Here is a 26,376-nt window from a genome sequence, read left to right on the forward strand (position 1 = left end):
GCGGCCTCCGGAAGGGCAACGGGTCAACCGCCAAGCATAGCCGTCCCGGGGCCGGCTTTGCCGGTAAAATGTGCCGGTATATCTGATTGCCGGTGAACCCATGCGTCGTCCCGTTTCCCTGTCCCTGACCCTGCTCGCCACCGCGGCGCTGGGCCTGTCCGCCTGCAAGCGCGTGGAGGCGCCTGCCGCCGAAGCCGCTGCCGCGCAGACCCCGGCCGCTGCCGCCAAGGCCGATGGCGCACTTGATGCCACCGCCAACGACAACCTCAACGCGGTGCTGTGGATGCAGCGCGCGCAGGAGTACAAGGCGATCACCGAGCAGACCTACCGTGCTGCCGCCGACCACCTGGATGCGGCGCTGAAGGAAGCCCACTGGGACGCACTGGTACCGGAAGAGCGCGGCAACGAGGCCAAGGGCCTGAAGCCGGCCGTGGTGCTGGACGTGGACGAGACCGTGCTGGACAACTCGCCCTACCAGGCGCGCCTGGTGCGCGATGGCAAGGAATACGACGAGCTGACCTGGGACCAGTGGGTGGCCGAAAAGAAGGCCAAGGCCATTCCGGGCGTGGTCGATTTCGCCAAGGCCGCCAATGCCAAGGGCGTGACCCTGCTGTACATCTCCAACCGCGCCGTGCACCTGAAGGACGCGACCCTGGCCAACCTGCGCGAGCAGGGCCTGCCGGTGGCCGACGACAGCGTGTTCCTCGGCCTGGGCACGGTGGTGCCGGGTTGCGAGCAGAACGGCAGCGAGAAGAACTGCCGCCGCCGCCTGGCCGGGCAGAAGTACCGCGTGCTGATGCAGTTCGGCGACCAGCTGGGTGACTTCGTGGAAGTGACCGCCAACACCAACGACGGTCGCGACGCGCTGCTGCAGCAGTACCACGACTGGTTCGGCGAGCGCTGGTGGATGCTGCCGAACCCGACCTACGGCGGCTTCGAGCCGGCACAGTTCAACAACGACTACAGCCAGTCGCGCCAGGCCCGCCACGACGCCAAGCGCGCTGCGCTGGACTACGCGCCGTGAGCCGCGCGCCGCTGCCGCTGCGCGATGACGAGCGCCTGATCTTCGCGCTGGACGTACCCGACCGCGCGCAGGCACTGGAGTGGGTCGACCGCCTCGGTGACAGCGTGGCGTTCTACAAGATCGGCATGGAACTGCTCGCCTCCGGCGAGTACTTCCAGGTGCTCGATGAACTGGCCCGCCGCGACAAGCGCGTGTTCGTCGACCTGAAGTTCTTCGACATCCCGGCCACCGCTGCGGCGGTGATCAAGCGCCTGTCGCAGTGGCCGGTCAGCTACGCCACCATCCATGGCTGGCACCCGGCGATGATGGAGGCCTGCGCTGCCGCCAACGGCAGCGACATGCGCCTGCTGGCGGTGACCGTGCTGACCTCGATGGGCCGCCCCGACCTGGCGCAGATGGGTATCGACCGCGAGCCGGTGGACGTGGTGGTCGAGCGTGCACTGGCCGCCCAGGCCGCCGGCATCGACGGCGTGATCGCGTCGGGCCAGGAAGCCGGCCCGATCCGTGCCGCTACCGGCGCCGGGTTCTCGATCGTCTGCCCGGGCATCCGACCCGGTGGCCCGGTCGGCGATGACCAGAAGCGTACCGTTGGCGTGGCGCAGGCCTTTGCCGATGGCGCCGATGCCATCGTGGTCGGCCGCCCGATCCGCCTGGCGGCCGATCCACAGGCCGCAGCGCGGGCGATCCAGCAGGAGATCGCGTCGGCTCTGGCTGCACGCTGAGCCCAGCGCCGACGCCGGTCACGCCGGCACTTCGAACGCCATCCCGATCCATGCGGGATGGCGTTCGCATTTGTGGGTCTGTGCCTGTCGCAGGCAGCGCAATGCACCGGAACTGTGCGGGCGTTCGCGCTGTGGGCCTCACCACTGCTCCTCAATCGATGCACCGGCACGGACCGCGGCCGTGCCGGTTCCAACCATCGATAGAGGAGTACAGGGATATGTATCGCAGCACCTCTTTGTTCATCGGCCTGCTGTTGGCCGCATCTGCCGTACCCGCCATCGCTGCGCCGCAGGTTCGCGAAGCACCGCGCATCATTGGCGGTGAAGCGGCCCCGGTCGGTGAGTACCCGTTCATGGTCAGCATCCAGGGCACCTCCGGCGGCGATTCGGATCATGACCGCCACTTCTGCGGGGGCACCCTCATCTCACCTTCGTGGGTGTTGACGGCCGCGCACTGCATGCAGGGGGAATCGCCTGGCGGCATCGCCGTTGTCGGCAATGCCACTGCCCTGTCTACTGAAGCCTCGCCCCGCACCTCCAACGTCAAGGCGATCCACGTCCATCCGGCATTCAACAGCGGTAATTCGCTGGAGCACGACGTGGCCCTGATCCAGCTCAGCACACCCGTGGACGGTGTACAGCCGGTGGCACTGCGGCTGCGGCCCGACGCCAGTCATCTCAAGCCGGGCCGCGAATTCACGGTGATCGGCTGGGGGGACACCGACATCGGCGAAGGCCGGGTCTACCCGACCCAGCTGCAGGCCGTGCAGGTGCCATTCGTACCGTTCGAGCAGTGCCAGCAGGCCTATGGCGGCGAGTTGTCGCGCGGCAAGGTGATCTGCGCTGGCCGCGAGGGCATGGACAGCTGCCAGGCCGATTCCGGAGGCCCCTTGCTGCTGCGCCTGCGTGACGGCTGGACCCAGTTCGGCATCGTCAGCTGGGGCGAGGGTTGCGCGCTGGCCGGCTACCCGGGCGTTTATGCCCGAATCGCCGAGAAACACGCCGTAGATTTCATTGAATCTGTTTGGCAGGGCGATTGATTCAATAAAATCAAATACATACATCACATTACGTGAAGTGTTGCCTTAACTTGAAGGGCAGCGTAGGATCGCCGCCATCCGGTCCTCGGACCGGACATGTGCCACAACACTGTCCTCCGGCCCCGTGCCGGTTTGAAGAGCCTGTGATCCTCGTGATCCGGGCTCTTTTTTTATGCCGATCAATGGTTTGTGCTGGCAATGCCGGAAACCGTGACCGCGCGGCTTGCCGCTGTCACGCCGCAGGCCGCAAGATGCGGGCCGGTCCGGGGAGTCCGATTGCATGAGCGTGGCGGTGCGAGGAAGGTCTGCGCGTGGATGGGGGCTGGCGGCCATGCTGCTGCTGGCCGTGGCGGCATGCCGCGAGTCTGCCAACGATCCGGCCAGGCCGGCGGCCGAGCCGGTGGCTGCGGTGCAGGCGATGGCGTTGCGCCTGGCCGAAGATGATCTGGTCGGCTACGCCAAGCTGTCGGTACCGCCGGGCCAGTACCAGCGGCTGCAGCAGGCCTGGGCGGAAGGACACAGCCAGTGGCCGCTGACCGAGCTGCCGCTGGGGGACCAGCTGCTGCCGATGCTGGCCGCGCTGCGCAAGCCCGATGCCAGCGCCCAACTGCAGCGCAGCTTCGACCGCCAGCTGGCCGGCCAGGCCAGCGCCGTACGCCAGGCCGCGCAGTCGATGGGCAACTTCGGTGTGCAGTACCTGCGCCATCAGAAGGGCTACACACCCGGCCAGCAGGCCCATTACATCGCCCTGGTGGAAACCCTTGCCGTTTGGGCGCAGGGTGCGCCGATCAGTGACCGCGCCCGTGCACGCAGCACCATCGCCGCGCTGGTCGGCGCGGCCGGCAAGGTCGGTTTCGATGACGAGGCTGGCCTGCAGGCCGCGGGCATGGAAGGCAGCCTGCAGCAGCTGGCGCCGTTCATCCATACCCTCAAGGCGGTGCTGGGCAGCTACGGGCTGGGCGTGGACGATGCGCTGCGCAGCGTGCGCGGTGAACTGCTCTCGGTGGAGGGCGACAATGCGCTGGTGCGCCTGCACTACGACCTGGCGGGGCGTGAGATGACCCTGCAGCTGCCGCTGAGCCGCCGCGAGGGCCACTGGTACCTGACCCGCACCCTGGCCGACACCGACGCGCTGCTGCGCAAGGCCGACGCGGCCCGCGCGGCTACGTCGCCTGCACCGGCTGAAGACCCCGCCGAGGGTGGGGAAGCGGCAACGCCGCCGCCTAAGCCATAATGGCGCCGATGTCGAAACAGAACCCGCTGCCGTTCCCCGGCGAAGAATCCCAGTCGACGCCCGCCGATACGGTGCCGGCGTCCCCCTCGACCGGTACCGGCCCGAACCCGGTACCGCCGCCCGCGCACGCGCGTCCGGCGGGCCGCCGCCCGCTGTGGGCTCGCCTGCTCGGCCGCCTGGTCGAGCCGTGGCTGTCGCTGAAGATCGAACCGGAAGACCCGGGCCAGTACAACGATGGCCGCCCCGTCATGTACGTGCTGGAGGACTACGGCCTGTCCAATGCGCTGATCCTGGACAAGGCCTGCCGCCAGGCCGGCCTGCCGTCGCCGCTGGTGCCGCTGGCCGGTGACCCGACCGGCCGCAAGCGTGCCTACCTGGCGCTGTCGCGGCGCAGCTCCAGCAACTCGCTGATTCCCGAGCAGCGCGGCGCCAAGACCCACTCCGATTCGCTGGCCAAGGTGCTGCAGGCCCATCGCGTGCGCGATGACCTGGACGTGCACCTGGTGCCGGTGTCGATCTTCGTCGGCCGCGCCCCGGACAAGCAGAGCGGCTGGTTCGCGGTACTGTTCTCGGAAAACTGGGCGCTGGTCGGCCGCTTCCGCCGCCTGCTGGCGGTGCTGCTCAACGGCCGCAGCACCATCGTCCGCTTCGCCCCGCCGATCTCGCTGCGCAGCACCGTGGACGAAGGCCTGGAGCCGGAGCGCACGGTGCGCAAGCTGCAGCGCGTGCTGCGTACCCATTTCCGCCGCATCCGTGAATCGGTGATCGGCCCCGACCTGTCGACGCGGCGCCTGCTGGTGGACCAGGTGTTGGCCGCCGAACCGGTGCGCGAAGCGATCGCCGCACAGGCCAAGCGCGACAATTCGAAGCCGGCCGATGCCTGGAAGAAGGCACACGCCTACGCCTGGGAAATCGCCGCGGATTACTCCAGCCCGGTGGTGCGCTCGGCCAGCTTCATGCTCAGCCACGTGTGGAACCGCATCTATGCGGGCGTGCTGGTGCACCACCTGGACAAGTTCAAGGCCGCCGCGCCGGGCCACGAAGTGGTCTACGTGCCCAGCCACCGCAGCCACATGGACTACCTGCTGCTGTCGTACCTGCTGTACGACCGTGGCATCGTGCCGCCGCACATCGTGGCCGGCATCAACCTGAACCTGCCGGTGGTCGGCACCCTGCTGCGCAAGGGCGGTGCGTTCTTCATCCGCCGCTCGATCCGTGGCAACGCGTTGTATTCGGCGGTGCTCAGCGAATACGTCGCGCAGCTGGTGGCCGGTGGGTATTCTCTGGAGTACTTCGTCGAAGGTGGCCGCTCGCGTACCGGCCGCCTGCTGCAGCCCAAGGGCGGCATGATCTCGATGACGCTGCGCGCGTTCCTGCGCCAGCCGCGCAAGCCGGTGCTGTTCCAGCCCATCTACATCGGCTACGAGAAGCTGATGGAAGGCGGCAGCTACCTGGACGAACTGTCCGGCCGGCCGAAGGAAAAGGAATCGATCTGGTCGCTGTTGTGGGGCATCCCCAAGGTGCTCAAGCAGAACTACGGCCAGGTGGTGGTGAACTTCGGTGAGCCGATCGCGCTGAACGACGTGCTGGCCGAGAAGGCGCCGGAGTGGGGCGGCGAAGCGGTGCCGGAGGACGAGAAGCCGTCGTGGCTGTCGACCACCGTCGATACGCTGGCCGAGCGCATCCAGGTACGCGTCAACGGTGCCGCCGACGTCAATCCGATCAACCTGCTGGCGCTGGCCCTGCTGTCCACGCCGAAGCACGCGATGGGCGAGGCCGACCTGATCGCGCAGATCGAACTGTGCAAGACCCTGCTGGTCGAGATGCCGTACTCGGACCGGGTGACGGTGACCCCGCACTCGCCGGAGCGGATCATCGCCCACGCCGAGGAAATCAACGTCCTCACCCGCATCAAGCACCCGCTGGGCGATGTGCTCAGCGTCAGCGGCGACACCGCGGTGCTGCTCAGCTACTTCCGCAACAATGTGGTGCACCTGTTCACCGCATCGTCGTGGGTGGCCTGCTGCTTCCAGAACAACCGCCGCATGAGCCGTACCGGCCTGGTCCAGCTGGGCCGCACGGTGTATCCGTTCCTGCAGGCCGAACTTTTCCTGCCGTGGAGCGAGGACGAGTTCGCCCAGCGCATCGACCAGACCATCGACGTGTTCGTGCGCGAAGGGCTGCTGCAGAACGTCAACGAAGACGACGGCGGCATCCTCGCGCGCAATACGGGGCAGACCGACGAGGTGTTCCGCCTGCGTGCGATCGGCCATTCGCTGCAGCAGGCCTTCGAGCGCTATTACATCGCCATCTCGGTGCTGGTGAAGAACGGCCCCGGCGTGCTCGGTACCGCCGAACTGGAAAGCCTGTGCCAGCAGGCCGCGCAGCGGCTGAGCCTGCTCTACGCACCGGCCGCGCCGGAGTTCTTCGACAAGTCGCTGTTCCGGGGCTTCATCCAGAAGCTGCGCGAGCTGCGCCTGGTGTGGCCGGACGAGAACAGCAAGCTGCTGTTCGACGATCGCCTGGATGCGTGGGCCAAGGATGCCAAGTTCATCCTCGGCCGTGAACTGCGCCACACCATCGAACGGGTCAGCCCGGAAGCGGCACGCCCGGACGAGCCTGCGCCGCAGGATTGAGGGTAGCGCCGGGCCCTGCCCGGCGAACGGCATGCAAACCAAGGTTGGCATCTACCTGGTCCACACCTGCCAGCCGTGCCGACCACGGTTGGCCCCCACCCGAATCCGGCGTCAGGCCGGCTCGTCGGGAATCTGCAGGCTTTCCAGCCTGGCGATGCAGTCCTTCAGCTGCAGCTTGCGCCGCTTCAGGCGCTTGGACTCCAGCTCGTCCTCGCCGTTGGCGGCCATGCGGGTGATCTGTTCATCCAGCAGGCGGTGCTCGGCGCGCAGGGCGGCGAGGTGCTCGACGATCTCGGCGGGGCTGTAGGTGTCCACAGCCTCCGAGCATACACAGCGATGATGACCGCCGGGAGAGGGGGCCCCGACACCGGGTCCAGGCTGCCGCAAGCCGTTAGAATGGGCCGATGACCGCCGTGATTTCCCTTCCCGATCCCCCGCAGCGCGCGTTGCGTGGTCCGCGCGTGCCCGGGCCCGGGCAGGACAGGCTGGGCAAGCGGCTGCGTCGCCAGGTCGGCCAGGCCATCGCCGACTTCGGCATGATCGAAGCAGGCGACAAGGTCATGGTGTGCCTGTCCGGTGGCAAGGACAGCTACACCCTGCTGGACCTGCTGCTGCAGCTGCAGAAAAAGGCGCCGGTGCCGTTCGAACTGGTCGCGGTGAACCTTGACCAGAAGCAGCCCGGCTTCCCCGGGCATGTCCTGCCGGAGTACCTGGCCGCGCTGGGCGTGCCGTACCAGATCATCGAGCAGGATACCTACTCGGTGGTCAGCCGGGTCATCCCGGAAGGCCGGACGATGTGTTCGCTGTGCTCGCGCCTGCGCCGCGGTGCGCTGTACAACCACGCCAAGGCGCATGGCTTCACCCGGATCGCGCTGGGCCATCATTGCGACGACATGGTGGCTACGTTGTTCATGAACCTGTTCCACCATGCCAAGCTGGCGGCCATGCCACCGAAGCTGCTCAGCGACGATGGCCAGCACGTGGTGATCCGACCGCTGGCCTACGTGCGCGAGCACGACATCGCCGAGTATGCGCAGGCCCGCCGTTTCCCGATCATTCCCTGCACCCTGTGTGGCAGCCAGGAAAACCTGCAGCGTCGGCAGGTCGGCCTGATGCTCAAGCAGTGGGACCAGGACCATCCGGGCCGTATCGAACAGATCGCACGCGCCATGGCCGATGTACGGCCCGCACAACTGGCCGATGCCACCCTGTTCGATTTCAGGGCCCTGGGCCACAGCGGGCATGCAGCGCATGCCGATGCCTGGCTGGCCGACGCAGTCCCCGAGACGCCTGCCGATTAAGGTCGGGCGCCCTTCTCCTTCAGACACCGGAATTCCATGTTCTTTCGCAACCTGACGTTCTTCCGTTTCCCGACCACCACCGATTTTTCCGAAGTCGACACCCTGCTGCCGCACGCCCTGCTGAAGCCGGTCGGCGCGCTGGAAATGAACTCGCGCGGCTTCATCTCGCCGTTCGGCCGCGAGGAGAAGGAACTGCTGTCCCACCGCATCGCCGAGCACCTGTGGCTGACCGTGGGCGGCGAGGACAAGATCCTGCCGGCGGCGGTGGTCAACGACCTGCTCGAACGCAAGCTGGAGGAGATCGAGGAGAAGGAAGGCCGTCGCCCGGGTGGCCGCGAGCGCAAGCGCATGAAGGACGACCTGCTGCATGAACTGCTGCCGCGCGCCTTCGTGAAGTCCTCGCGCAACGACGCCTTCATCGACCTGCAGCACGGCTACGTCGCGGTGGATACCTCCAGCCGCAAGACCGGCGAGTACTTCATGTCCGACATCCGCGGGCTGCTCGGCAGCTTCCCGGCGATGCCGTTGAACGCCGAAGTCGCGCCGCGCTCGATCCTGACCGGCTGGATCGCCGGCGAGCCGCTGCCGACCGGGCTGAGCCTGGGCGAAGAGTGCGAGATGAAGGATCCGGTGGAAGGCGGCGCCGTGGTCAAGTGCCAGCACCAGGAACTGCGCTGCGACGAGATCGACAAGCACCTGGACGCCGGCAAGCAGGTGACCAAGCTGGCGCTGATCTTCGAGGACAACCTGTCGTTCGTGATCGGCGACGACCTGATCGTGCGCAAGCTGAAGTTCCTCGATGGTGCCCTGGACCAGCTGGAGCATGCCGACGAAGACGGCCGCCGCGCCGAGTTCGACGCCCGCTTCGCCCTGCAGAGCGCCGAGATCCGCCGCCTGTTCCTGTTGCTGGAAGAAGCCTTCAAGCTCAGCAAGGCTGACTGAACAGGCAGCCCGACGGCCGCCGGTCATCCGGCGGCCCGAAGCGGCGCTATGCTGGGCGCATGAGCCGTCTGCTGCGCCGCCTGATCAGCCCGACCCCGCCCGCCACCGTACAGCGCGACACCGTTCGCCTGCGCCTGGAGGATGCCGAGATCGAGGTGCTGCGCGTGCGCGATCCACGTGCGCGCCGCATCAAGCTGAGCGTGGACGAGCGCGGCGCACGATTGACCCTGCCGCCGCGGGCCAGCCTGGTGATGGGCGAGCGTTTCCTGGAACAGCACCGCGACTGGTTGGCGCTGCAGCTGCGCCAGTACCAGAGCCAGGGCCTGCCCGCCCCATTGCAGCCAGGCGAGGACGGCGTGCTGCCACTGCGCGGCGAACTGTTGCCGCTGCGCTGGCAGGAAGGCCGCTATGCGCGGCTGGAGATCGACGCACACGGCGCCTGCGTGCAGTGGCCGACCCGTGCCGGCGATGCCACCCTGCGCCGCCTGCTGCGCGAGTTCTACGAAGCACAGACCCGCGCCGATGTCGGCCGCTGGCTGCCGAAGTACCTGCCTACCCTGCCACGTGCACCCAGCCGCCTGCGGCTGAAGGTGATGTCCTCGCAGTGGGGCTCGTTGGCTCCCGACGGCAGCATGGCACTGGACCTGGCACTGGTGCTGGGGCGCCCTGAAGCATTCGAGTACGTGCTGGTGCACGAACTCTGCCACCTGATCCAGCCGAATCATTCGCCCGCGTTCTGGAATGAAGTGGAACAGCGCTTCCCCGCGTGGCGCGAACAGCGCGACTACTTCCAGCTGGAAGGGCGCCGCTTGAAAGCTATGCTCCGGCAACTGCTGTAGCGCCAGCGCTACAGCAGTTGCCCACGCATTGTTCCTCTACCCCCGCCTTCGGCGCGCCCCTTCAACAGAAGGGGCTTCACTCCAGAGCGTGTGCTGAGCAGTCGAGCAAGCCCGATGCTGCGCAAAGAATGGGCATTCCCCGCCATGGCAACGAGCCATGGTGCGCGCGCAGCGCGCGACCCGCTCCTGCTCTTCCTTCTTTCTTCCGTGGTGGGCACACCGGAAACTGTCCGTGGCCGGGCGGGGTGGGTTGCGCAGGGGCGTGAGCCGCATGGATGCGGCGACCGAGCTTACAGGGGTGAAGGCGCTTTGCTTGCGAAGCACTGCTTCGCAAGCGCCTGAACGCACAGCCGCCAGCGGCTGGGCCGGGCCCCGGAGGGGGACTTGCAGCGACCCCTGCGCAATCCACCCCGCCCGGCCGAGCACGGCTTCTGATTTGAACGACCCACCACGAGGGGCTCAGCCGTTGGCCGAAACCCTCACCCCGCCCGCAACGCCGCCGCCGTTGCCCAGCGTGCCGCCACCCGCGGCGCCGTGATGCACACCGCCTGGTCGGTCACCGTCGTCACCGCGCGCTCCAGCAGCTGGATATCCGCCTCGTGCTGGCGTGCCACATGCGGGTCCTCGAAGAAGATCGCGCGCTGGCAACGCCCCTCCAGCACCCGGTCGGCAATCTGCGCATCACCGCCCATCGGGCCGCTCTGGTAGCGCGTCACCCACGGCGTATCACGCGGCCAGCCCCGGCTCCAGGCCAGCTCGTTCAAACGCTGGCCGGTGGTGCCGGTCGCCACCCGCTCGCCGAACCGGGCCAGTACATCGAAGTGCTCATCGGCGAAGGCCAGCATCGCCGGCTTCATCGCATCGTGCGCGATCAGTGCCAGCGTCTGGCTTTCGAACGCATGCAGGTCGTCGGCACCGGTATCGGCCGCCAGCCCGGCGTGGATGCGCTCGACCTCGATCCAGTCGCGTGCAGTGGCCACGGTTGAAATGAACGGCTTGCCGTGGATCACGCACTGCCGTTTGAGCGCGGTTGCTTCCGGAAACACCGAGGACGGATCGACCGGGTCGATCAGGTAGATCGCACCGTCCAGCGTCCGCTCCGGCCCCATGCCGACCACCTCGGCCACCAGCTTCATCAGGCCACCCTCGCGCCCGTAGGGGTACCGGCGCAGGCCGCCGTAGCCGGTCAGGAATCCCTGCCGTTCGATCGCATCGTGCGTGCGCCCGACCGCATGCAGCGACACCCCCAGTTCACGCAGGCCAGCCTCGCTGGCACGCAGCCAACGGAACAGCGCGGCGCGCGCATCGTGGTGATGGAGACGGTTGGCGGCCAGGCCGATACGCATCGAGCGCTCCGTAGGGACGGGTAGAAGCGGCAGTGTATGTCGGCATTCGCCGATGCGGATGCTTTTCCAATTTTTCTCATTGTCGCGGAAGCCTGCCTCGCTAGCGTGGCTGCAGCGGTACCGCTGCGCGGCCGTGGTTCCTGCCCGCGAAATGAGGACGTCCATCGTGAATGTCGCCGGCCGCCGCGCCGTCGCCGCTGTCATGGCATCGCTGTTGCTGCCCGGTATCGCCGCTGCATCCGGGTGTGCGAGCCCCCTGCAGGTGGCATGGCGCTCCGACCGGCCGCCACTGTCATACAGCCAACAGGGCGAGGTTACGGGACTGGCCGCGGACTACCTGCCGCTGCTGGGCACGCAGGCGGTGCAGCATGCGAAGCCGTTGCCTGCGGCGGTGCTTACCGAGGGATCACTGCCGGCCGGCACCCAGGTGCTGCTGGGCTGGCCGCGCGCACAGCTGCCGACCGGCTGGGTGGCCAGCAGCCCCTACCTGGAAGTGCCACAGGTGATCGTGCGGCGCGAGGGCGCCGCTGCGGTGCTGGGACTGGAGGGCCTGCGTGGCCGCAGCGTGGCCAGCCCGGACCGGCTGCCGCTGGAGGCACTGCTGGCCGAGCAGGCCCCGGGGGCGCAGCTGCTGGCACCTGCGCCGCTGGACCACGCGCTGTCACTGCTGCGCGCCGGCCTGGTCGACGCCGTGGTCGCCAATCTCGCTGAAGTGGAAGCCGCGCTCCGCGCGGAGCCGGGCGACGCCGTGGTGATCGCGGCGCCAGCGGGCTTCGGCGATGCACTGGTACTCGCAGCCGCGCCGGCCTGTGCCGACGTGGTCGCCGCTTTCGACCAGCGGCTGATGCGGGAGGGCGATGCACGTCGCGCGTCGAACCGCAGCGCCTGGCTGCCGGATCGGCCACGCGCGCAGCTCTCCGGTTCGGCACTGCGCTGGCTGGTGCCGGCGTCGCTGATCCTGCTCGCGCTCGCGCTGCTGCATGCGTTCGGCTACTGGCGCGTGCATCGCGAGAGCGTGCGTCGTCGCGTGCTGGAGCAGCGGTTGCACGATGTCACCGCGAACCTGCCGGCGGTGGTCTACCAGGCCCGCCGTTCGGCAACCGGCCACTACAGCCTGGCGCAGATCGCCGGCGATGTGCAGGCGCTGTTCGGGGTAAGCGTGGAGACCGCGCGGATTGACCATCTGCAGCTGCTGGCCGCAGTACATGCCGACGACCGCAGCCGGGTGATGGCGTGCATTGAAGCGGCCGCGCTGGTGCGCGGTCCCATCGATGTGACCTTCCGCACGCGGTCGGCGCAGGGCTGGCGCTGGGTCCGTTCGCAGGGACGGCCGCTGCAATGCGATGACAGCAGCGTGGAGTGGAGCGGCTACTGGTTGGATGTCAGCGAAGCACAGGCGCGTGCCGTAGCGCTGGCCGAGGCGCGCCACGCGGCCGAGCAGGCGGCGCAGGCCAAGAGCCATTTCCTGGCGACCATGAGCCACCAGATCCGCACGCCGATGAGTACCCTGCTGGGCATGCTGGAGCGGCTGGCGGGCAGTGACCTGGATGCGGGCCAGCGGCAGGTGCTGACCACCGTGGGTGACGCCGCGCAGATGCTGCGGCAGATCCTCGACGATGTGCTGCACAGCCAGCGCCTGCAGCCAGCGCCACTGCAGCTGCGGCCGACCGACCTTGCGGCGCTGGTGCGCGCGGTGCAGCAGCTGTTGATGCCCGTTGCGGCCAGCCGCGGCCTGCACCTGCACAGCGAGATCGACCCCGCGTTGCAGCGGTGGTCGCTGGCCGATGGGCTGCGCCTGCGCCAGGTCCTGTTCAACCTGGCCGGCAATGCACTCAAGTTCACCCTGCAGGGAAGCGTGGTGTTGCAGGTCCACGTGCTGCAGCGGCGCGACGGCGGGCAGCGGTTGCGCCTGCAGGTGACCGATACCGGCGTGGGCATCAGCGTGGAGCGGCAGCAGGCGGTGTTCGCTGCCTACGAGCAGGCCGAGACCTCGACCACGCGCCGCTTTGGTGGCAGTGGGCTGGGCCTGTCGATCTGCCGCGAGCTGGCGGCATCAATGGGCGGGCAGCTGCACCTGCGCAGCGCGCCCGGCAAAGGCACCACCGTATGGCTGGAACTGGCTCTGGCGGCCTGTGCGGCACCGACGGCGGTAGCGGTGCTCACGGCGGCCGCGCAACGGCCGCTGCCGCCGGCGCGGGTACTGGTTGTCGAAGACCATCCGACCAACCTGCAGTTGCTGGAGCAGCGCCTGCGCGAACTGGGGCTGCAGGTGCATGCCTGCGACGACGGGTTGCAGGCATGGGAGGCCTGGCAGGCACAGTCGTTCGACCTGGTGATCACCGACTGCCATATGCCGCACATGGATGGCTTCGCGCTGGCACGGGCGATCCGTGGCGATACCTGCGCCATCCGCGCGCAGGTGCCGATCATCGCGCTGACCGCCAGTGTGCTGGAGCGCACGCGTGAGGCCTGCCGTGATGCGGGCATCGACCATTTCCTGGCCAAGCCGGTGGAGCCGTGCGAACTGCGCGCGCTGCTGGAAGTGCTGCTGTTGCCGGACTCAGTGCGCCAGTAGGCGGACGATGCTGGCAGCGGCATCGCGGCCTTCGGCCACGGCGGTCACCACCAGGTCTGCACCGCGTACCGCGTCGCCACCGGCGAACAGGCGTGGATGCGCGGTCTGGAACGGCAGGCGGTCCTTGCCCCCGGCGACGATGCGGCCGTTGGACTGGCCTTCCACGCCCAGCTCGGCCAGCCACGCCGGCACGCTCGGCGAGAAGCCGAATGCGATGATCACCACGTCCGCTTCCAGCAGCGATTCACTGCCTTCGATCGGCACGGCGTTCTGGCGGCCATTGGCATCGGGCTCGCCCAGGCGGGTTTCGACCACGGTCACGCCGATCACTTCGTCGTCGGCACCGGCTTCGATCGACAGCGGCTGGCGGTTGAACAGGAAGCGCACGCCTTCTTCGCGCGCATTGGCCACTTCGCGCGCGCTGCCGGGCATGTTGGCTTCGTCGCGGCGGTAGGCGCAGGTGACCTTGGCCGCGCCCAGGCGCACGGCACTGCGCACGCAGTCCATGCCGGTATCGCCACCACCGAGCACCACCACGCGCTTGCCGTTGAGGTCGGGCAGGGCGATGGTGTCTTCCCAGCCGGCAATCGGCCGGCCCTTCGGATCATCACCCCCGACGATGCGGCTGTTCTGCACCAGGAACGGCAGTGCCGGCAGCACGCCCTTCAGGTCCTGGCCGTCGAGGCCACCGTCGGTGTAGCGGTAGGCGCCGGTGCCGACGAACACCGCATCATGGGTATCCAGCAGCTGCTGCACGCTGAGGTCGCGTCCGATCTCCACGCCGAGGCGGAACTGCACGCCCATGCCCTCCAGCACTTCGCGGCGGCGATGGATCACGTCCTTGTCCAGCTTGAAGCTGGGAATGCCGAACTGCAGCAGGCCGCCGATCTGCTCGTAGCGGTCATAGACCACGGCGGCAATGCCGGCGCGGGCGAGGCGATCGGCGCAGGCCAGGCCGGCCGGACCAGCGCCGATCACCGCCACGCTGTGGCCGGTCGGCTGTACCGCACCCAGGTCTGGGCGCCAGCCACTGGCCAGTGCGGTATCGACGATGTACTTCTCCACCGCACCGATGGTGACCGCACCGAACTCTTCCAGCGTGCAGCTGCCCTCGCACAGGCGATCCTGCGGGCAGACCCGGCCGCACACCTCCGGCAGCGGGTTGGTGCTGTGGCACAGCGTGGCCGCTTCGTGGATGCGGTTCTCCTGCACCAGTTGCAGCCACTGCGGAATGGCGTTGTGCACCGGGCACTTCCAACTGCAGTACGGGTTGCCGCAATCCAGGCAGCGACCGGCCTGGTACTGGGCATCTTCCTTGCCGAACTTTCCGTACAGCTCGCCCCAATCGCCGGACGTGCGCAGTTCCACCGGGATGCGCTGCGGCATGGTGCGGGGCAGGTCGAGGAACTGGAAGGCGTGCTTGCGGCTCATGGCGGGCTCTGGAATGCGAGGGGGAACGTTGCCGGCCAGCGGCCGGCACAACCGGAAAACATCACGCAGCGCGGCGCAGGGTTTCGGTCAGCGACTCGATGCTGGCGGCCTTGGGTTTGACCAGCCAGAACCTGCCGATGTAATCGCGGAACTCGTCCAGGATCTGCTGCGCCCAGATGCTGCCGGTCAGTTCGCGATGGCGGCCGATCAGGCGGTGCAGGTGCTGGCGGTAGTTCTCGAAGCCTTCGGCGGACACGCGATGGATGTCGATCAGCTCGTGGTTGTAGCGGTCGACGAAATCGCGGTCCACGTCCAGCACGTAGGCCAGGCCGCCGGTGAAACCGGCGCCGAAGTTCAGGCCGACCTTGCCCAGCACCAGTACCACGCCATCGGTCATGTACTCGCAGCAGTGATCACCGGCACCTTCCACCACCGCCAGCGCGCCGGAATTGCGCACCGCGAAGCGCTCGCCGGCACGACCGGCAGCGAACAGTTCACCACCGGTGGCACCGTACAGGCAGGTGTTGCCGATGATCGCGGTGCTGCGCGCCTCGAAGCGGGCACCACGCGGCGGGCGCACCACCAGCCGGCCGCCGGCCATGCCCTTGCCGACGTAATCGTTGGCTTCGCCTTCCACTTCCAGGTGCAGGCCGCCGACGTTGAAGGCGCCGAAGCTCTGCCCGGCGCTGCCACGGAAGCGCAGTTCCAGCGGCGCCTCGGCCATGCCCTGGTTGCCGTGCGCGCGCGCCACAGCACCGGCCAGGCGGGTGCCGATGCTGCGGTCGGTGTTGTGGATCAGGAAGCGATGCTCGCCACCACGCTTGTGCTCGATGGCCGGCGCCAGCAGGCCATCCATCTGCGTGGCCAGGCTGTCCGGCGATTCGTACAGGCGCTGCGCGGCGCAGTGGCTGCCCTCGTAGCGGCTGTCGGCCAGCAGGCGTGACAGGTCCACGCGAACGCCATCGCGCGGCGCGGCGTCGATCTGCCGCAGCAGGTCGGTACGGCCGACGATCTCTTCCAGCGAACGCGCGCCCAAGTACGACAGCCAGCCACGCACTTCCTCGGCCAGCAGGCGGAAGAAGTTCTCCACGCGCTCGGGCTGGCCGGTGAAGTGGTTCTCGCGCAGGCGGTCATCCTGGGTGGCCACGCCGGTGGCGCAGTTGTTGAGGTGGCAGATGCGCAGGTACTTGCAGCCCAGCACGATCATCGGTGCGGTGCCGAAGCCGAAGCTGTCCGCGCCCAGCAACGCCGCCTTGACCACGTCCAGGCCGGTCTTCAGGCCGCCATCGGTCTGCAGCAGGGTACGCCCGCGCAGGTCGTTGGCCAGCAGCGCCTGGTGCGCCTCGGCCACGCCCAGCTCCCACGGCACGCCGGCATAGCGGATCGAGCTGACCGGCGACGCACCGGTGCCGCCGTCATGGCCGGAGATGGTGATCAGGTCCGCACCGGCCTTGACCACGCCGGCGGCAATCGTGCCGACGCCGGCATGGCTGACCAGCTTCACCGACACCAGCGCGGTCGGATTGACCTGCTTCAGGTCGTAGATCAGCTGCGCCAAGTCTTCAATCGAATAGATGTCGTGGTGCGGCGGCGGCGAGATCAGGCCGATGCCCGGGCGCGCGTAGCGCAGCCGCGCGATCAGCTCGTTGACCTTGTGCCCGGGCAGCTGGCCGCCTTCGCCGGGCTTGGCGCCCTGCGCGACCTTGATCTGCAGCACCTCGGCATTGACCAGGTATTCGGCGGTGACGCCGAAGCGGCCCGAGGCCACCTGCTTGATCTTGCTGCGCTTGGCGGTGCCATAGCGGGCGGGGTCTTCGCCGCCTTCGCCGGAATTGCTTCGGCCACCCAGGCGATTCATCGCAATCGCCAGCGCCTCGTGCGCCTCCGGCGACAGCGCACCGAGGCTGATCGCAGCGGTGTCAAAACGCGGGAACAGTTCGCTGGCCGGGGCCACCTCGTCCAGCGGTACCGGCGTAGCGGCCGGCACCAGTTCCAGCAGGTCGCGCAGTGCCGACGGCGGACGCGCGTGCACCGCATCGCAGTACTGCTGCCACGCACGCGGGTCGCCGCTGCGCGCCGCGCGCTGCAGGGTGGTGACCACGTCCGGGTTGTACATGTGGTACTCGCCGCCGTGCACGTACTTCAGCAGGCCGCCGACATCGACGTCCTGCTGCGCGTCCCAGGCCTGCGCGCACAGCTCGCGTGCGTCGGTATCCAGGCGCGCGAAACCTGCGCCACCGATGCGCGAGGCGGTATCCGGGAAGCACAGGTCCACGACCTCCGGTTGCAGGCCGATGATCTCGAACAGCTGCGCGCCGCGGTAGCTGGCGACGGTACAGATGCCCATCTTCGAGATGATCTTCGACAGTCCCTTGTAGACGCCCTTGCGGTAGCGGCGACCGATCTGCGACTGCTCACCGCCCTTGCTGAGCTTGAGAATGCCGCGGCGGCCAAGGTCGAACAGGGTCTGGTAGGCCAGGTACGGATACACCGCCGTGGCGCCGAAGCCGAGCAGGCAGGCCATGTGGTGCGGGTCGCGCGCGGTGCCGGTTTCCACGATCAGGTTGACGTCGCAGCGCAGGCCCAGCCGCGAGAGGTGGTGGTGGATGGCGCTGGTGGCCAGCAGCGCATGCACCATCGGCCGCCCGGCCACCGGGTAGCGGTCGGACAGCAGCAGCATCACCATGCCCTCGCGCGCGGCCTGTTCGGCTTCGGCGCAGATGCGCTCGATGCCGGCGCGCAGGCCCTCGTCTTCGCTGTAGGACAGGTCGAGCAGGCGGTTGGCCTGCACGTACTGGTCCATCTTCAGCAGCTGGCGCAGCTTGCGCTGGCTGAGCACCGGCGAGTTGAGGATGACGTGGTTCACCGTCTCCGGACCGGCATGGAAGATATTGGTCTCCTTGCCGAGCTGGGTGGACAGGGACATCGCGCAGTCTTCGCGCAGCGGGTCGATCGGCGGGTTGGTGACCTGCGCGAAGGCCTGGCGGAAATAGTCGTACAGCGGACGGCTGCGCTGGCTCAGCACCGCCATCGGCGTGTCGTCGCCCATCGAGCCGGTGGCTTCCTGTTCGGTCTCGGCCAGCGGCCGCAGCACCTGTTCCACTTCCTCGCTGCTGAGCTGGTACAGCTTGTGGTAGCTGCGCAGGGTGCCTTCGTCGAACGGCTCTTCCACCAGCGAAGGGTCGATCAGTTCGGTCTGAAGGTAGGTCACGCCCTGCTGCAGCCACTGCTTGTACGGTGCGCGGCCGCGGTTGATGCGGTCCACCGCATCGGAGTCGAGCAGGTCGCCGCGCTTGAGGTCGATGGCCACCATTTCGCCGGGGCCGAGCTTGCCCTTGCGCACCACGCGCTCGGTCGGCACTTCCCACACACCGGCTTCGGAGGCGACCAGGAAGTGGCGGTCGGCGGTCAGCATCCAGCGCGCCGGGCGCAGGCCATTGCGGTCGAGGGTACATACGGCGTAGCGGCTGTCGCAGGCGACGATGCCGGCCGGGCCATCCCACGGCTCGCTGTTGAGGCCATGGAATTCGTAGAACGCGGCCAGGTCCGGATCCTTGAACTCCAGCGACTGGGTGGCCGGCGGCACCAGGATGCGCAGCGCCTGGATCAACTCCATGCCGCCGGCGACCATCAGCTCCAGCATGTTGTCCAGGCTCTGCGAATCCGAACCGTGCATGGAGATCACCGGGTCGAACTCGGCGATGTCGAAGCGCGGCGTCTTCCACACCTTGCTGCGCGCCTGCGCCCAGCGACGGTTGCCTTCGATGGTGTTGATCTCGCCGTTGTGGGCAAGCATGCGGAACGGGTGGGCCAGCGGCCAGCGCGGCAGCGTGTTGGTGGAGAAGCGCTGGTGGAACACGATCGCGCTGGAGGCCAGCTCGCGCCGCTGCAGGTCCGGATAGAAGCGGCTGAGCTTGTCCGGCAGCACCATGCCCTTGTAGCTGATCGCATCCGGGGTGAGGGTGGTGACGTAGAAGTCGGCGTGTTCGCGCAGCTGCTGTTCGCTGCGGCGGCGGGCCAGGAACAGCGCCAGCGCGAAGCCGGCATCATCCTGGCCGACGCCGGCATCGACGAATACCTGTTCGATGCGCGGCAGGGTATCGCGCGCCAGCTGGCCGCAGACGCTGTCGTCGGTGGGTACCTCGCGCCAGCCGGCGACCTTGCAGCCGACCGCTTCCACCTGCGCCTGCAGCTGCGTGCGGCAGGCGTCGGCGGCGTCGGCGTCGTGCGGCAGGAACACCAGGCCGGCAGCGAAGCGCGCGGCGGTGGTGATGCCGGCTTCGCCGGCCAGCAGTTTCAGGAAGGCATCGGGGCGGCGCAGCAGCAGGCCGCAGCCATCGCCGGTCAGGCCATCGGCGGCGACACCGCCACGGTGGGTCATGCGCGAAAGCGCGGCGATGGCGGTATCCACCAACAGGCGCGAAGGTTGATCGTCGAGCTGGGCGACCATGCCAAATCCACAGGCATCGCGCTCGGAGCGCGGGTCGTAAAGCCCTTGGCGGTTGCGGGGGGCCATCTCTACCTCGATGCGTATAGGGTTGGCGGCGACACTCGTCCCCGCCCAATCCCTGGAGCGCATCGTGAGGCCACCGGATGCCTCGACTAGATCACAGGTTGCTGCAGCGCCGCAATACACGGTTGCAGGTGCAACAGAACGCGCCGGCAACCCAGTGCCGGCGCGGGGTCGAACTCAGCCGCAGCGCACGCCGCTGACCAGGCCCTTGTCGTCCACTTCGATGTTCAGGCGGTCGCCGAGGAACTCCATCGTGGCCACGTCATTGGGCTTCATGACGCGCAGCTGGTGGGCACCGGCATCTTCCTGCGCCTGCTTGCCCAGCGCGTCGGCGTAGGCCTGGCCGACCAGGCTCTGCACCTGGCTGGCATCGCAGGTGCCGACCGGCGGTGCCTCGGTGGCCTTGCCGGCTTCGTCGGCCGGCGCCTTGGCGGCTTCGGCAGCCTGCTGGGCATGGGCCGTGGCCGAATCCTGTTCATCCAGCGCCGGTGCCTGGCAGGCGGTCAGGGCCAGCACGGCCGGCAGCAGCAGGGCGGAGAGCGAACGGGCGCGAATCGGGAACGACATCATGACTCCGGAAGGGATTGTGAAACCCCGAGCATAGCGGCGAACCGATCCTCACGTGTTTGTCTTGTGTTATCGACAGGATCGCGGCAGCACAGCAGCGACACTGCGCGCATGCCAACCCCCTCCACCCCCGAACGACAGGCCGCACGTGCTGCCGGCCTGCGCTATGTCGATGACACCCAGCCGGGCATCAGCCGGCGCCGCGCCGGCAAGGGTTTCAGCTACCGCGATGCTGATGGCCACGCGATACGCGACGCCACCACCCTGCAGCGGATCCGCGCGCTGGCGATTCCGCCGGCCTATACCGCCGTGTGGATCTGCGCCCACGCCAACGGCCACCTGCAGGCCACCGGCCGCGATGCCCGCGGGCGCAAGCAGTACCGCTACCACGCCGACTGGGCGAAGGAGCGCGACGCCGGCAAGTTCGACCGCATCATTGCGTTTGGCGAGGCCCTGCCTACGTTGCGGCGGCGGTTGTCACGGGATCTCAAACGACCCGGGTTTCCGCAGGAGAAGGTGCTGGCCATGGTGGTCGCGCTGCTGGCGGACACGCTGGTGCGGGTGGGCAATGAAACCTACGCCCAGCAGAACCGTTCGTTCGGGTTGACCACACTGCGCAACCGTCACCTGGAACTGCTGCGCGGTGGCCGGGTACGCATGCGCTTCCGCGGCAAGTCCGGGCAGCTGCAGGAGGTGACCGTAGGCGATCGCAGGCTGGGGATGCTGGTGCGGCGCCTGCAGCAGCTGCCCGGGCAGGCGCTGTTCCAGTACCGCGATGACGACGGTGCGCTGCAGCCGGTCGACTCCGGCGCGGTGAACGACTACCTGCGCGGGGTGATGGGCGAGGACTTCACCGCCAAGGACTTCCGCACCTGGGGCGGGACCGTGGCGGCGGTGCAGGCGTTCGCGGCTACCGAGCTGCCGGAACCGGCCAGCCAGCGCGCGTTGGCCCAGGCGCAGCGCGCGGTGGTGTGCGAGGTGGCGTCGCTGTTGGGAAATACCCCGGCGGTGTGCCGCAAGGCCTACATCGACCCGTGCGTGTTCGCCGGCTGGGAGCGCGGCGAACTGGCGAAGCTGGCCGGCCTGCGCGGGCCGCGGCAGTGGGAACAGGCCACCCTGCGCGTGCTGCGCAGGGCGCGCAGGCTCAGCCGAAGAGGTCAGCCGCAGTAGATCGCGGTGATGTTGTTGGTGCGGCCTTTTTCGATGGTCAGGCGGTCACCGCCTTCGCTGGCCGGCGGCACCCGCGGGCCGTCGTGACGCAGCACCCGTACGTGCAGGCTGTCGCTGTCCACGCGTGCGCGGGCCACGGTGGCGTCCGAGGCGGCCAGGCCGACTGCGCCGCGCACCATGTCGCTGTGGCACTGGCCGGAGATCACGCCGTCGATCGGCTGCACCTGGGCCATCGGCGTGCTGCTGCAGGCGGCGAGGACGAGACAGACGGCGGCGGTGGCGATGGCATGTTTCATGGAGGCGTTCCTTGTGTGGTTGGGTGCAGCGTGCGACGGCGCACGTGGTGGCGGAATGAATACCGTGCACATCGTGGACACGGTGCGCTCACCGCCGCCGACAGCCTGGGTGGAGACACTGAAGGCGCGGCGGATGCCGCCCCCGGTAGTGCCGGCCGCTGGCCGGCAGCCCCTTTCCCTCCCGAGGAGACCTGCATGGCCACCAGCAAGACGACCCCCGCCCGCCGCAAGGCCTCGCCCAAGGTGCGCAAAGGCAGCACCGCGGCGAAGACCGCTGCCGACTCCGCTCGCCCGCGTGTGGTGAAGACCGCAACCCGCAAGGCGGCGGCCAGCGATCCCCGCGCTGCCCGCGTTGCGGCCCGGCAGCGGCGCCTGCAGGACCAGGAGAAAGCCAAGGACGTGCGCGCAGCGAAAAAGGCCACAAGGAAGACCGCTACCCAGGCCGGTGCACGCCGGCAACCGGAAGCGATGCCGGCGCAGCAGCTGGCCAAGCCCGGGCATGAACACGAACTGGAGCTGGCGCCGCGTTTCCTTGCACCGGACTACGCCGGCAGCGGCAAGCTGCAGGGCATGCGCGCGATCGTCACCGGTGGCGATTCCGGCATTGGCCGTGCGGTGGCGGTGCTGTTCGCACGCGAAGGCGCCGATGTGGCAGTGCTGCACCTGGACGAGGCCGAAGATGCGGACATCACCCGCCAGCACGTGGAGCGCGAAGGCGGCCGCTGCGTGGTGATCGCTGGTGATGTGCGCGATCCGCGCTTCTGCAACAAGGCGGTCAAGCAGGTGGCCAAGGCGTTCGGCGGCATCGACATCCTGGTCAACAACGCCGCGTTCCAACTGCATTGCGATCGGCTGGAAGACCTGGAAGACGCGCATCTGCAGGAAACCCTGCAGACCAACATCGGCGGCTACATCCAGATGGCGCGCGCGGTACTGCCGCATCTGGGCGAGGGCGCCAGCATCATCAACACCGGTTCGGAAACCGGCATCTTCGGCAGCAAGGCACTGATCGATTACTCGGCCACCAAGGGCGCGATCCATGCATTCACCAAGGCGTTGGCCAGCCAGCTGCTGCCGCGGGGCATCCGGGTCAACTGCGTGGCGCCGGGGCCAGTGTGGACGCCGCTGAACCCGGCCGACAAGCAGGCCGAGGACGTCGCCGAGTTCGGCAGGGACAGCGACATGGGCCGGCCTGCACAGCCCGAAGAGCTGTCACCGGCGTATGTGTTCCTGGCCTCGCCGGTCTGTGCCAGTTACATCAGCGGGGTGATCCTGCCGGTGATGGGCGGGCCGCGGGGCTGAGCGATGGCGTGATCTGCCTGAATGCGGCGTGGCGGCGAAGGTGTGCGATGTGTCAAAAGCCCCAGCACGCGGCTGGGGTAGGCTGACCCCGTACTGATCACGTCCAAGGAACGACCATGCCCGAGATGGATATCGATGCGGCGGCCAACGAGGTCGTCGCCCTGCTGCGGCAGAACGACGCGCGCGCTGCCGCCACCCGCCTGGAGGCCCTGTACGACGGCCAGAGCGCCGTGGTGCAGGAATCGCTGGATCGCTACATCTCGGCGCGTGCCGCCACCGAGCTCGAGGCGTTGCGCCGGAATGGTGGTGTTGCCGCAGTGGATGCGGCCGCGGTGAACCCGATGCTGGATCGCCTGGCCGAGGCGACGCGGCCACCGCGGATGCCCGATGCGGCAGAGACCGCAGCCCTGAGCCAGGCCCAGCAGTACGATGTGTATGGCAGCATCGTGGCCCAGCGCGGCAACACTGCGGCGAATGACGCCATGGCAACACAGGACCGCGTGGTGCTGGGGTTGCGCGACGAAAACCGCACCACCGAGGCACGTGGGCGTGGCGTCTATGACGATCGCATCGTAGTGCTGTGGAAGGATGCGCAGGGCCATGGTCATGTGCGCGAGTTCAACCAGGCCACGACCGAGCCCACCGCGCAGTACGACGGTCATGCCAAGACCACGCCGCGCAGCCCGGGGTTCGGCGACGTGGCGCCGCGCACCAAGACCGAGGGTGAGGATGTCAACGGCGACCGCGTCAAGGACCTCGGGCGCCTGGGCGAGGGCACCACCGAGATGCGCGCAACGACCCATCCGCGCAATGGCCATCCCGATGAGTTTGCGCTGCGCCCCTCGCAGGACGCGATCACCGCAGGCGCCGGCCGGCTGGAGCGTGACAGCAATGGCGACGGCTGGTTCGATGCGCGCGATACCCAGGGCGTGCAGGACCTCAACGACACCTTCAAGATCCATCGTGGCAGCCGCTCCAACACCGATTCGGCGGGCTGCCAGACCATCGGCGGCGGTGAGTACGATGACTTCGTGTCGGCGGTGCGCGGCACGCCTGGGCAGAACCGTTGGCAGTACGTGCTGACCTCGGTTGCACCTGGCCAGGCGCGCGAGCTGGGGCAGGACGTGCCGCTCGCGGCCAATGACGATCCCCGTCAGCCGCAGCATCGCGATCATGCCCTGCAGCAGCAGATCAGCACGCGCCTGCAGGCCCTGGGCGGACGCTACGCCGAGCATGCCGATGACTACAGTCTGGTGATGCTGCGCGAAGCGAAGGCCGCGGGCATCACCCGGGTCGACCAGATCGTGGCCAGCAATCCCAGTGCTGGACGTGCGGCGGGCGAGACACTGTTCCTGGTGCAGGGTAGTCCGGGCGATCCTGCGGCGCTGCGCGCAGGGGTCAATGCAGCCGAGGTGCGTGACACTGCGGTGGAATCCAGCCTGCGCCAGCTGCAGCAGCAATCGCGCGAACAGGCGGCACCCACGCCCGCGCCTGCACAACTGCAGGAAGCGCCGGCGATGGGAGGGCGTTGAGCGATGATCCGATCACACCCGATGCCGGGCGTATCGTTGTTGCTGTTGCTGTTGCTGTTGCTGGCCTGCAGCGCCTGCGCACCCGCTGGAGAGCGCGTCGCGCCGGTTGCGCCCGCCGCCAGCCCGGCGGCGAAACCGGAGGCCGTGCCTGCGCAGGCAAGGCCCACTGATCGCGGATTGCCCGCACTGCCGGAAGCCTCCGGCAGCGCCCACCCCGGCGGCCGCTACGAAGCACTGCCGGAACCGGCCAGGCAGGTGCTGGTGCAGTTGAAGTGCAATGTGGAGGGTGCCAGCAAGGTACAGGTGCTTTCCATTCCCGTGCAGGGTGGCCAGAAGGATTTCATGGTCACCGACAGCAGCGGGCCGCGTTTCCGCTACTGGATGCGGTCGTTCTCCGGCCGTGGCGGTACCACCGGGTATCTGGTGCAGCTGCAGGGCTGCCCGGCAACCACCACGGGCATGCGCGCCTACATCGCACAGGGAGCGGCACCGCTGCAGGATGTCACCGCGTCGTTGCTGGCGCAGGCCGAGCTGCCCGGCGCGGCGGCGATGGCGGCCTATCAGGGCAAGGGCGCGGGCGATCTGTTCGCCTTCATCGGGCAGCTGGACAAGGTGCCGGTGCTGCGCTGGGTGGCCGAAGCCGACCCCGAACAGCCACTGGCCGCCGATGCGCGCAGCTTCGACGATGGCAATGCCATCCACGGCGGTTTCCTGCGCTGGAACCAGGATCACTTCGAAGTGGCCAGGACCGTGCCGGCCGGGCTATGGCCCTGCGATGGCAGCCCGCTGCTGCCGTGCAAGGGCGACCCGTTCGTGACGGGGCGTTGAGGAATCGCGTGCATAGCAGTCGGCGATGCGTGGAATGAACTGCTGCGGATTGGCACCGACAAGATTGGTCAGCACCACCACCGCCACGCCGCGCTCGGGATAGACCACGAAGGCCGAGCGTGCACCGCCGATACCGGCCACCTGCAGGTCGGGCGATGCGCGCAGTACCGGCCAGCCACCCGCCCACGGGCCGGCACGGCCATCGGGCAGACGCTCTGCCGACCACATGCGTGCGCGCGCGGCGTCGCCCAGCAGGCGGCCCTCGGTCAGCGCGACCAGCCAGTGCGCGGTGTCGTCGGCGGTGGTGAGGATGCCGCCACCGGCCCACAGCAAAGGCGGTATGTCGTAGAACCAATGCGACAGGCGGGACGGTGCATCCGCAGCGTCGGTGGCACGCGGGGCCAGGCTGTACATCGTCGCCACATCCGGAACCAGGTCATAGCTGTCGCCGAAGGTGGTGCGGGCCATGCGCGCGCTGCTGAACTGGCCGGTGGCGAGGAAGCGTTCGTAGGACATGCCGGATTGCTGCGCGATGATCCGTGCCAGCAGCACATAGTTGGTCTGGTTGTAGGCGAAGCGCTGCCCGGGCGCCGCTTCAAGCGGCCGAGCTGTGACTGCCGTCCATGCCTGTGCTTCGGAGCCACCGCCCAGCAGTCCGTTCGCATCAAGGATGTCCGGAAGGCCTGAGGTGTGGGCCAGCAGCTGGCGCACGCGCACCTCGCGCCATGCCGCCGGAAGATCGTCCAGGTAGCGCGAGGCGGATGCATCCAGATCCAGTCGCCCCTGCTCTGCCAGCTGTGCGATGGCGACCCCGGTGAAGGCCTTGGTGGCCGAGTTGAGCGGGAAGCGGGTATCACGCGATGCACGCACGCCGTTTTCGACATTGGCCAGGCCGTAGGCCTCGGACAGCACGATCTGCCCGTCCTTGACCACCGTGATCTGTAATCCAGGGATGCGCAGCTCCTGCATGATCTGGCGGATCAGGCGGCGCGCCTGTTCGTTGGCTGGCGCCTGGCTGGCAGAGGCGGCGGCGAAGGGCAGGGCACCGATGAGCATGATCATGGCTCGAAGCAATGGG

Annotated in this window: 20 protein-coding genes; 13 read left to right on the forward strand and 7 right to left on the reverse strand. The window is 68.4% G+C overall.

Annotation, left to right across the window (positions count from 1 at the left end; all coding sequences use genetic code 11):
- Window positions 1-100 precede the first annotated feature (100 nt).
- The 5 genes from CCR98_RS00245 to plsB all read left to right on the forward strand — a co-directional run bounded on the left by CCR98_RS00245 (window position 101) and on the right by plsB (window position 6,656).
- A complete protein-coding gene (locus tag CCR98_RS00245) occupies window positions 101-1,024 on the forward strand; it encodes a 5'-nucleotidase, lipoprotein e(P4) family (RefSeq protein ID WP_087921068.1) in 924 nt (307 codons plus the stop codon).
- Entirely contained in the window at window positions 1,021-1,746 is a 726-nt protein-coding gene (gene pyrF, locus CCR98_RS00250; protein ID WP_087921069.1) for an orotidine-5'-phosphate decarboxylase, read from the forward strand. Before CCR98_RS00245 ends, pyrF begins: the two co-directional genes overlap by 4 nt.
- Window positions 1,747-1,964: 218 nt before the next feature.
- Complete coding sequence (locus tag CCR98_RS00255) at window positions 1,965-2,786, forward strand: serine protease (protein ID WP_087921070.1); 822 nt, start codon at window positions 1,965-1,967, stop codon at window positions 2,784-2,786.
- 280 nt (window positions 2,787-3,066) lie between these two features.
- Window positions 3,067-4,020: a hypothetical protein gene (locus CCR98_RS00260; protein ID WP_087921071.1), complete on the forward strand. Its 954-nt coding sequence runs from the start codon at window positions 3,067-3,069 to the stop codon at window positions 4,018-4,020.
- Window positions 4,020-6,656, forward strand: a complete 2,637-nt coding sequence (plsB, locus tag CCR98_RS00265) for a glycerol-3-phosphate 1-O-acyltransferase PlsB (RefSeq protein ID WP_087921072.1) — start codon at window positions 4,020-4,022, stop codon at window positions 6,654-6,656. The genes CCR98_RS00260 and plsB overlap by 1 nt, the downstream gene beginning before the upstream one ends.
- Window positions 6,657-6,767: 111 nt before the next feature.
- Here the strand turns inward: plsB and CCR98_RS00270 are convergent, their stop codons facing one another.
- Window positions 6,768-6,971, reverse strand: coding sequence for a YdcH family protein (locus tag CCR98_RS00270; RefSeq protein WP_004153435.1), 204 nt, complete (start codon window positions 6,969-6,971; stop codon window positions 6,768-6,770).
- Between the two features lie 89 nt (window positions 6,972-7,060).
- Here CCR98_RS00270 and ttcA point away from each other — a divergent pair, with 89 nt between their 5' ends.
- Genes ttcA through CCR98_RS00285 form a run of 3 tightly spaced genes read left to right on the forward strand, consistent with a single transcriptional unit; the run spans window position 7,061 to window position 9,738 of the window.
- Window positions 7,061-7,957, forward strand: coding sequence for a tRNA 2-thiocytidine(32) synthetase TtcA (ttcA, locus tag CCR98_RS00275; protein ID WP_087921073.1), 897 nt, complete (start codon window positions 7,061-7,063; stop codon window positions 7,955-7,957).
- A gap of 36 nt (window positions 7,958-7,993) precedes the next feature.
- Entirely contained in the window at window positions 7,994-8,899 is a 906-nt protein-coding gene (locus tag CCR98_RS00280; RefSeq protein WP_005411825.1) for a recombination-associated protein RdgC, read from the forward strand.
- A gap of 59 nt (window positions 8,900-8,958) precedes the next feature.
- Entirely contained in the window at window positions 8,959-9,738 is a 780-nt protein-coding gene (locus CCR98_RS00285) for a SprT family zinc-dependent metalloprotease (RefSeq protein ID WP_087921074.1), read from the forward strand.
- Between the two features lie 479 nt (window positions 9,739-10,217).
- Here the strand turns inward: CCR98_RS00285 and CCR98_RS00290 are convergent, their stop codons facing one another.
- Window positions 10,218-11,084: a methylglyoxal synthase gene (locus CCR98_RS00290; protein ID WP_087921075.1), complete on the reverse strand. Its 867-nt coding sequence runs from the start codon at window positions 11,082-11,084 to the stop codon at window positions 10,218-10,220.
- Between the two features lie 166 nt (window positions 11,085-11,250).
- Here CCR98_RS00290 and CCR98_RS00295 point away from each other — a divergent pair, with 166 nt between their 5' ends.
- The gene (locus tag CCR98_RS00295) at window positions 11,251-13,659 is read left to right on the forward strand and encodes an ATP-binding protein (protein ID WP_087921076.1); all 2,409 of its coding nucleotides are present in this window, start codon (window positions 11,251-11,253) and stop codon (window positions 13,657-13,659) included.
- Here CCR98_RS00295 and CCR98_RS00300 read toward each other — a convergent pair.
- From CCR98_RS00300 to CCR98_RS00310, 3 genes are all read right to left on the reverse strand, one after another.
- Window positions 13,645-15,090 (reverse strand): FAD-dependent oxidoreductase, encoded by a 1,446-nt coding sequence (locus CCR98_RS00300; protein ID WP_087921077.1) that lies wholly within the window; start codon window positions 15,088-15,090, stop codon window positions 13,645-13,647. The two genes, CCR98_RS00295 and CCR98_RS00300, sit on opposite strands and share 15 nt — an antisense overlap.
- Before the next feature lie 61 nt (window positions 15,091-15,151).
- Complete coding sequence (gltB, locus tag CCR98_RS00305; protein WP_087921078.1) at window positions 15,152-19,606, reverse strand: glutamate synthase large subunit; 4,455 nt, start codon at window positions 19,604-19,606, stop codon at window positions 15,152-15,154.
- Window positions 19,607-19,780: 174 nt separating this feature from the next.
- A complete protein-coding gene (locus CCR98_RS00310; protein ID WP_014035471.1) occupies window positions 19,781-20,170 on the reverse strand; it encodes an I78 family peptidase inhibitor in 390 nt (129 codons plus the stop codon).
- A 111-nt stretch (window positions 20,171-20,281) separates the two neighbouring features.
- Here CCR98_RS00310 and CCR98_RS00315 point away from each other — a divergent pair, with 111 nt between their 5' ends.
- Window positions 20,282-21,340 (forward strand): DNA topoisomerase IB, encoded by a 1,059-nt coding sequence (locus CCR98_RS00315; RefSeq protein WP_087921079.1) that lies wholly within the window; start codon window positions 20,282-20,284, stop codon window positions 21,338-21,340.
- Here CCR98_RS00315 and CCR98_RS00320 read toward each other — a convergent pair.
- Complete coding sequence (locus CCR98_RS00320; protein WP_087921080.1) at window positions 21,328-21,636, reverse strand: hypothetical protein; 309 nt, start codon at window positions 21,634-21,636, stop codon at window positions 21,328-21,330. The two genes, CCR98_RS00315 and CCR98_RS00320, sit on opposite strands and share 13 nt — an antisense overlap.
- A 195-nt stretch (window positions 21,637-21,831) precedes the next feature.
- Between CCR98_RS00320 and CCR98_RS00325 the strand changes: the two genes are divergently transcribed.
- From CCR98_RS00325 to CCR98_RS00335, 3 genes are all read left to right on the forward strand, one after another.
- Window positions 21,832-22,938: an SDR family oxidoreductase gene (locus CCR98_RS00325; RefSeq protein ID WP_087921081.1), complete on the forward strand. Its 1,107-nt coding sequence runs from the start codon at window positions 21,832-21,834 to the stop codon at window positions 22,936-22,938.
- Window positions 22,939-23,054: 116 nt separating this feature from the next.
- Complete coding sequence (locus tag CCR98_RS00330; protein ID WP_087921082.1) at window positions 23,055-24,470, forward strand: XVIPCD domain-containing protein; 1,416 nt, start codon at window positions 23,055-23,057, stop codon at window positions 24,468-24,470.
- A 3-nt stretch (window positions 24,471-24,473) separates the two neighbouring features.
- Window positions 24,474-25,298 (forward strand): hypothetical protein, encoded by an 825-nt coding sequence (locus CCR98_RS00335; protein ID WP_087921083.1) that lies wholly within the window; start codon window positions 24,474-24,476, stop codon window positions 25,296-25,298.
- On the opposite strand, the gene CCR98_RS00340 is transcribed toward CCR98_RS00335, so the two are convergent.
- Window positions 25,233-26,354, reverse strand: coding sequence for a serine hydrolase domain-containing protein (locus tag CCR98_RS00340; protein ID WP_087924108.1), 1,122 nt, complete (start codon window positions 26,352-26,354; stop codon window positions 25,233-25,235). The genes CCR98_RS00335 and CCR98_RS00340 overlap by 66 nt on opposite strands.
- Window positions 26,355-26,376: the final 22 nt, after the last annotated feature.

Origin of the sequence: Stenotrophomonas sp. WZN-1, assembly GCF_002192255.1 — a bacterium.
Lineage (GTDB): Bacteria > Pseudomonadota > Gammaproteobacteria > Xanthomonadales > Xanthomonadaceae > Stenotrophomonas.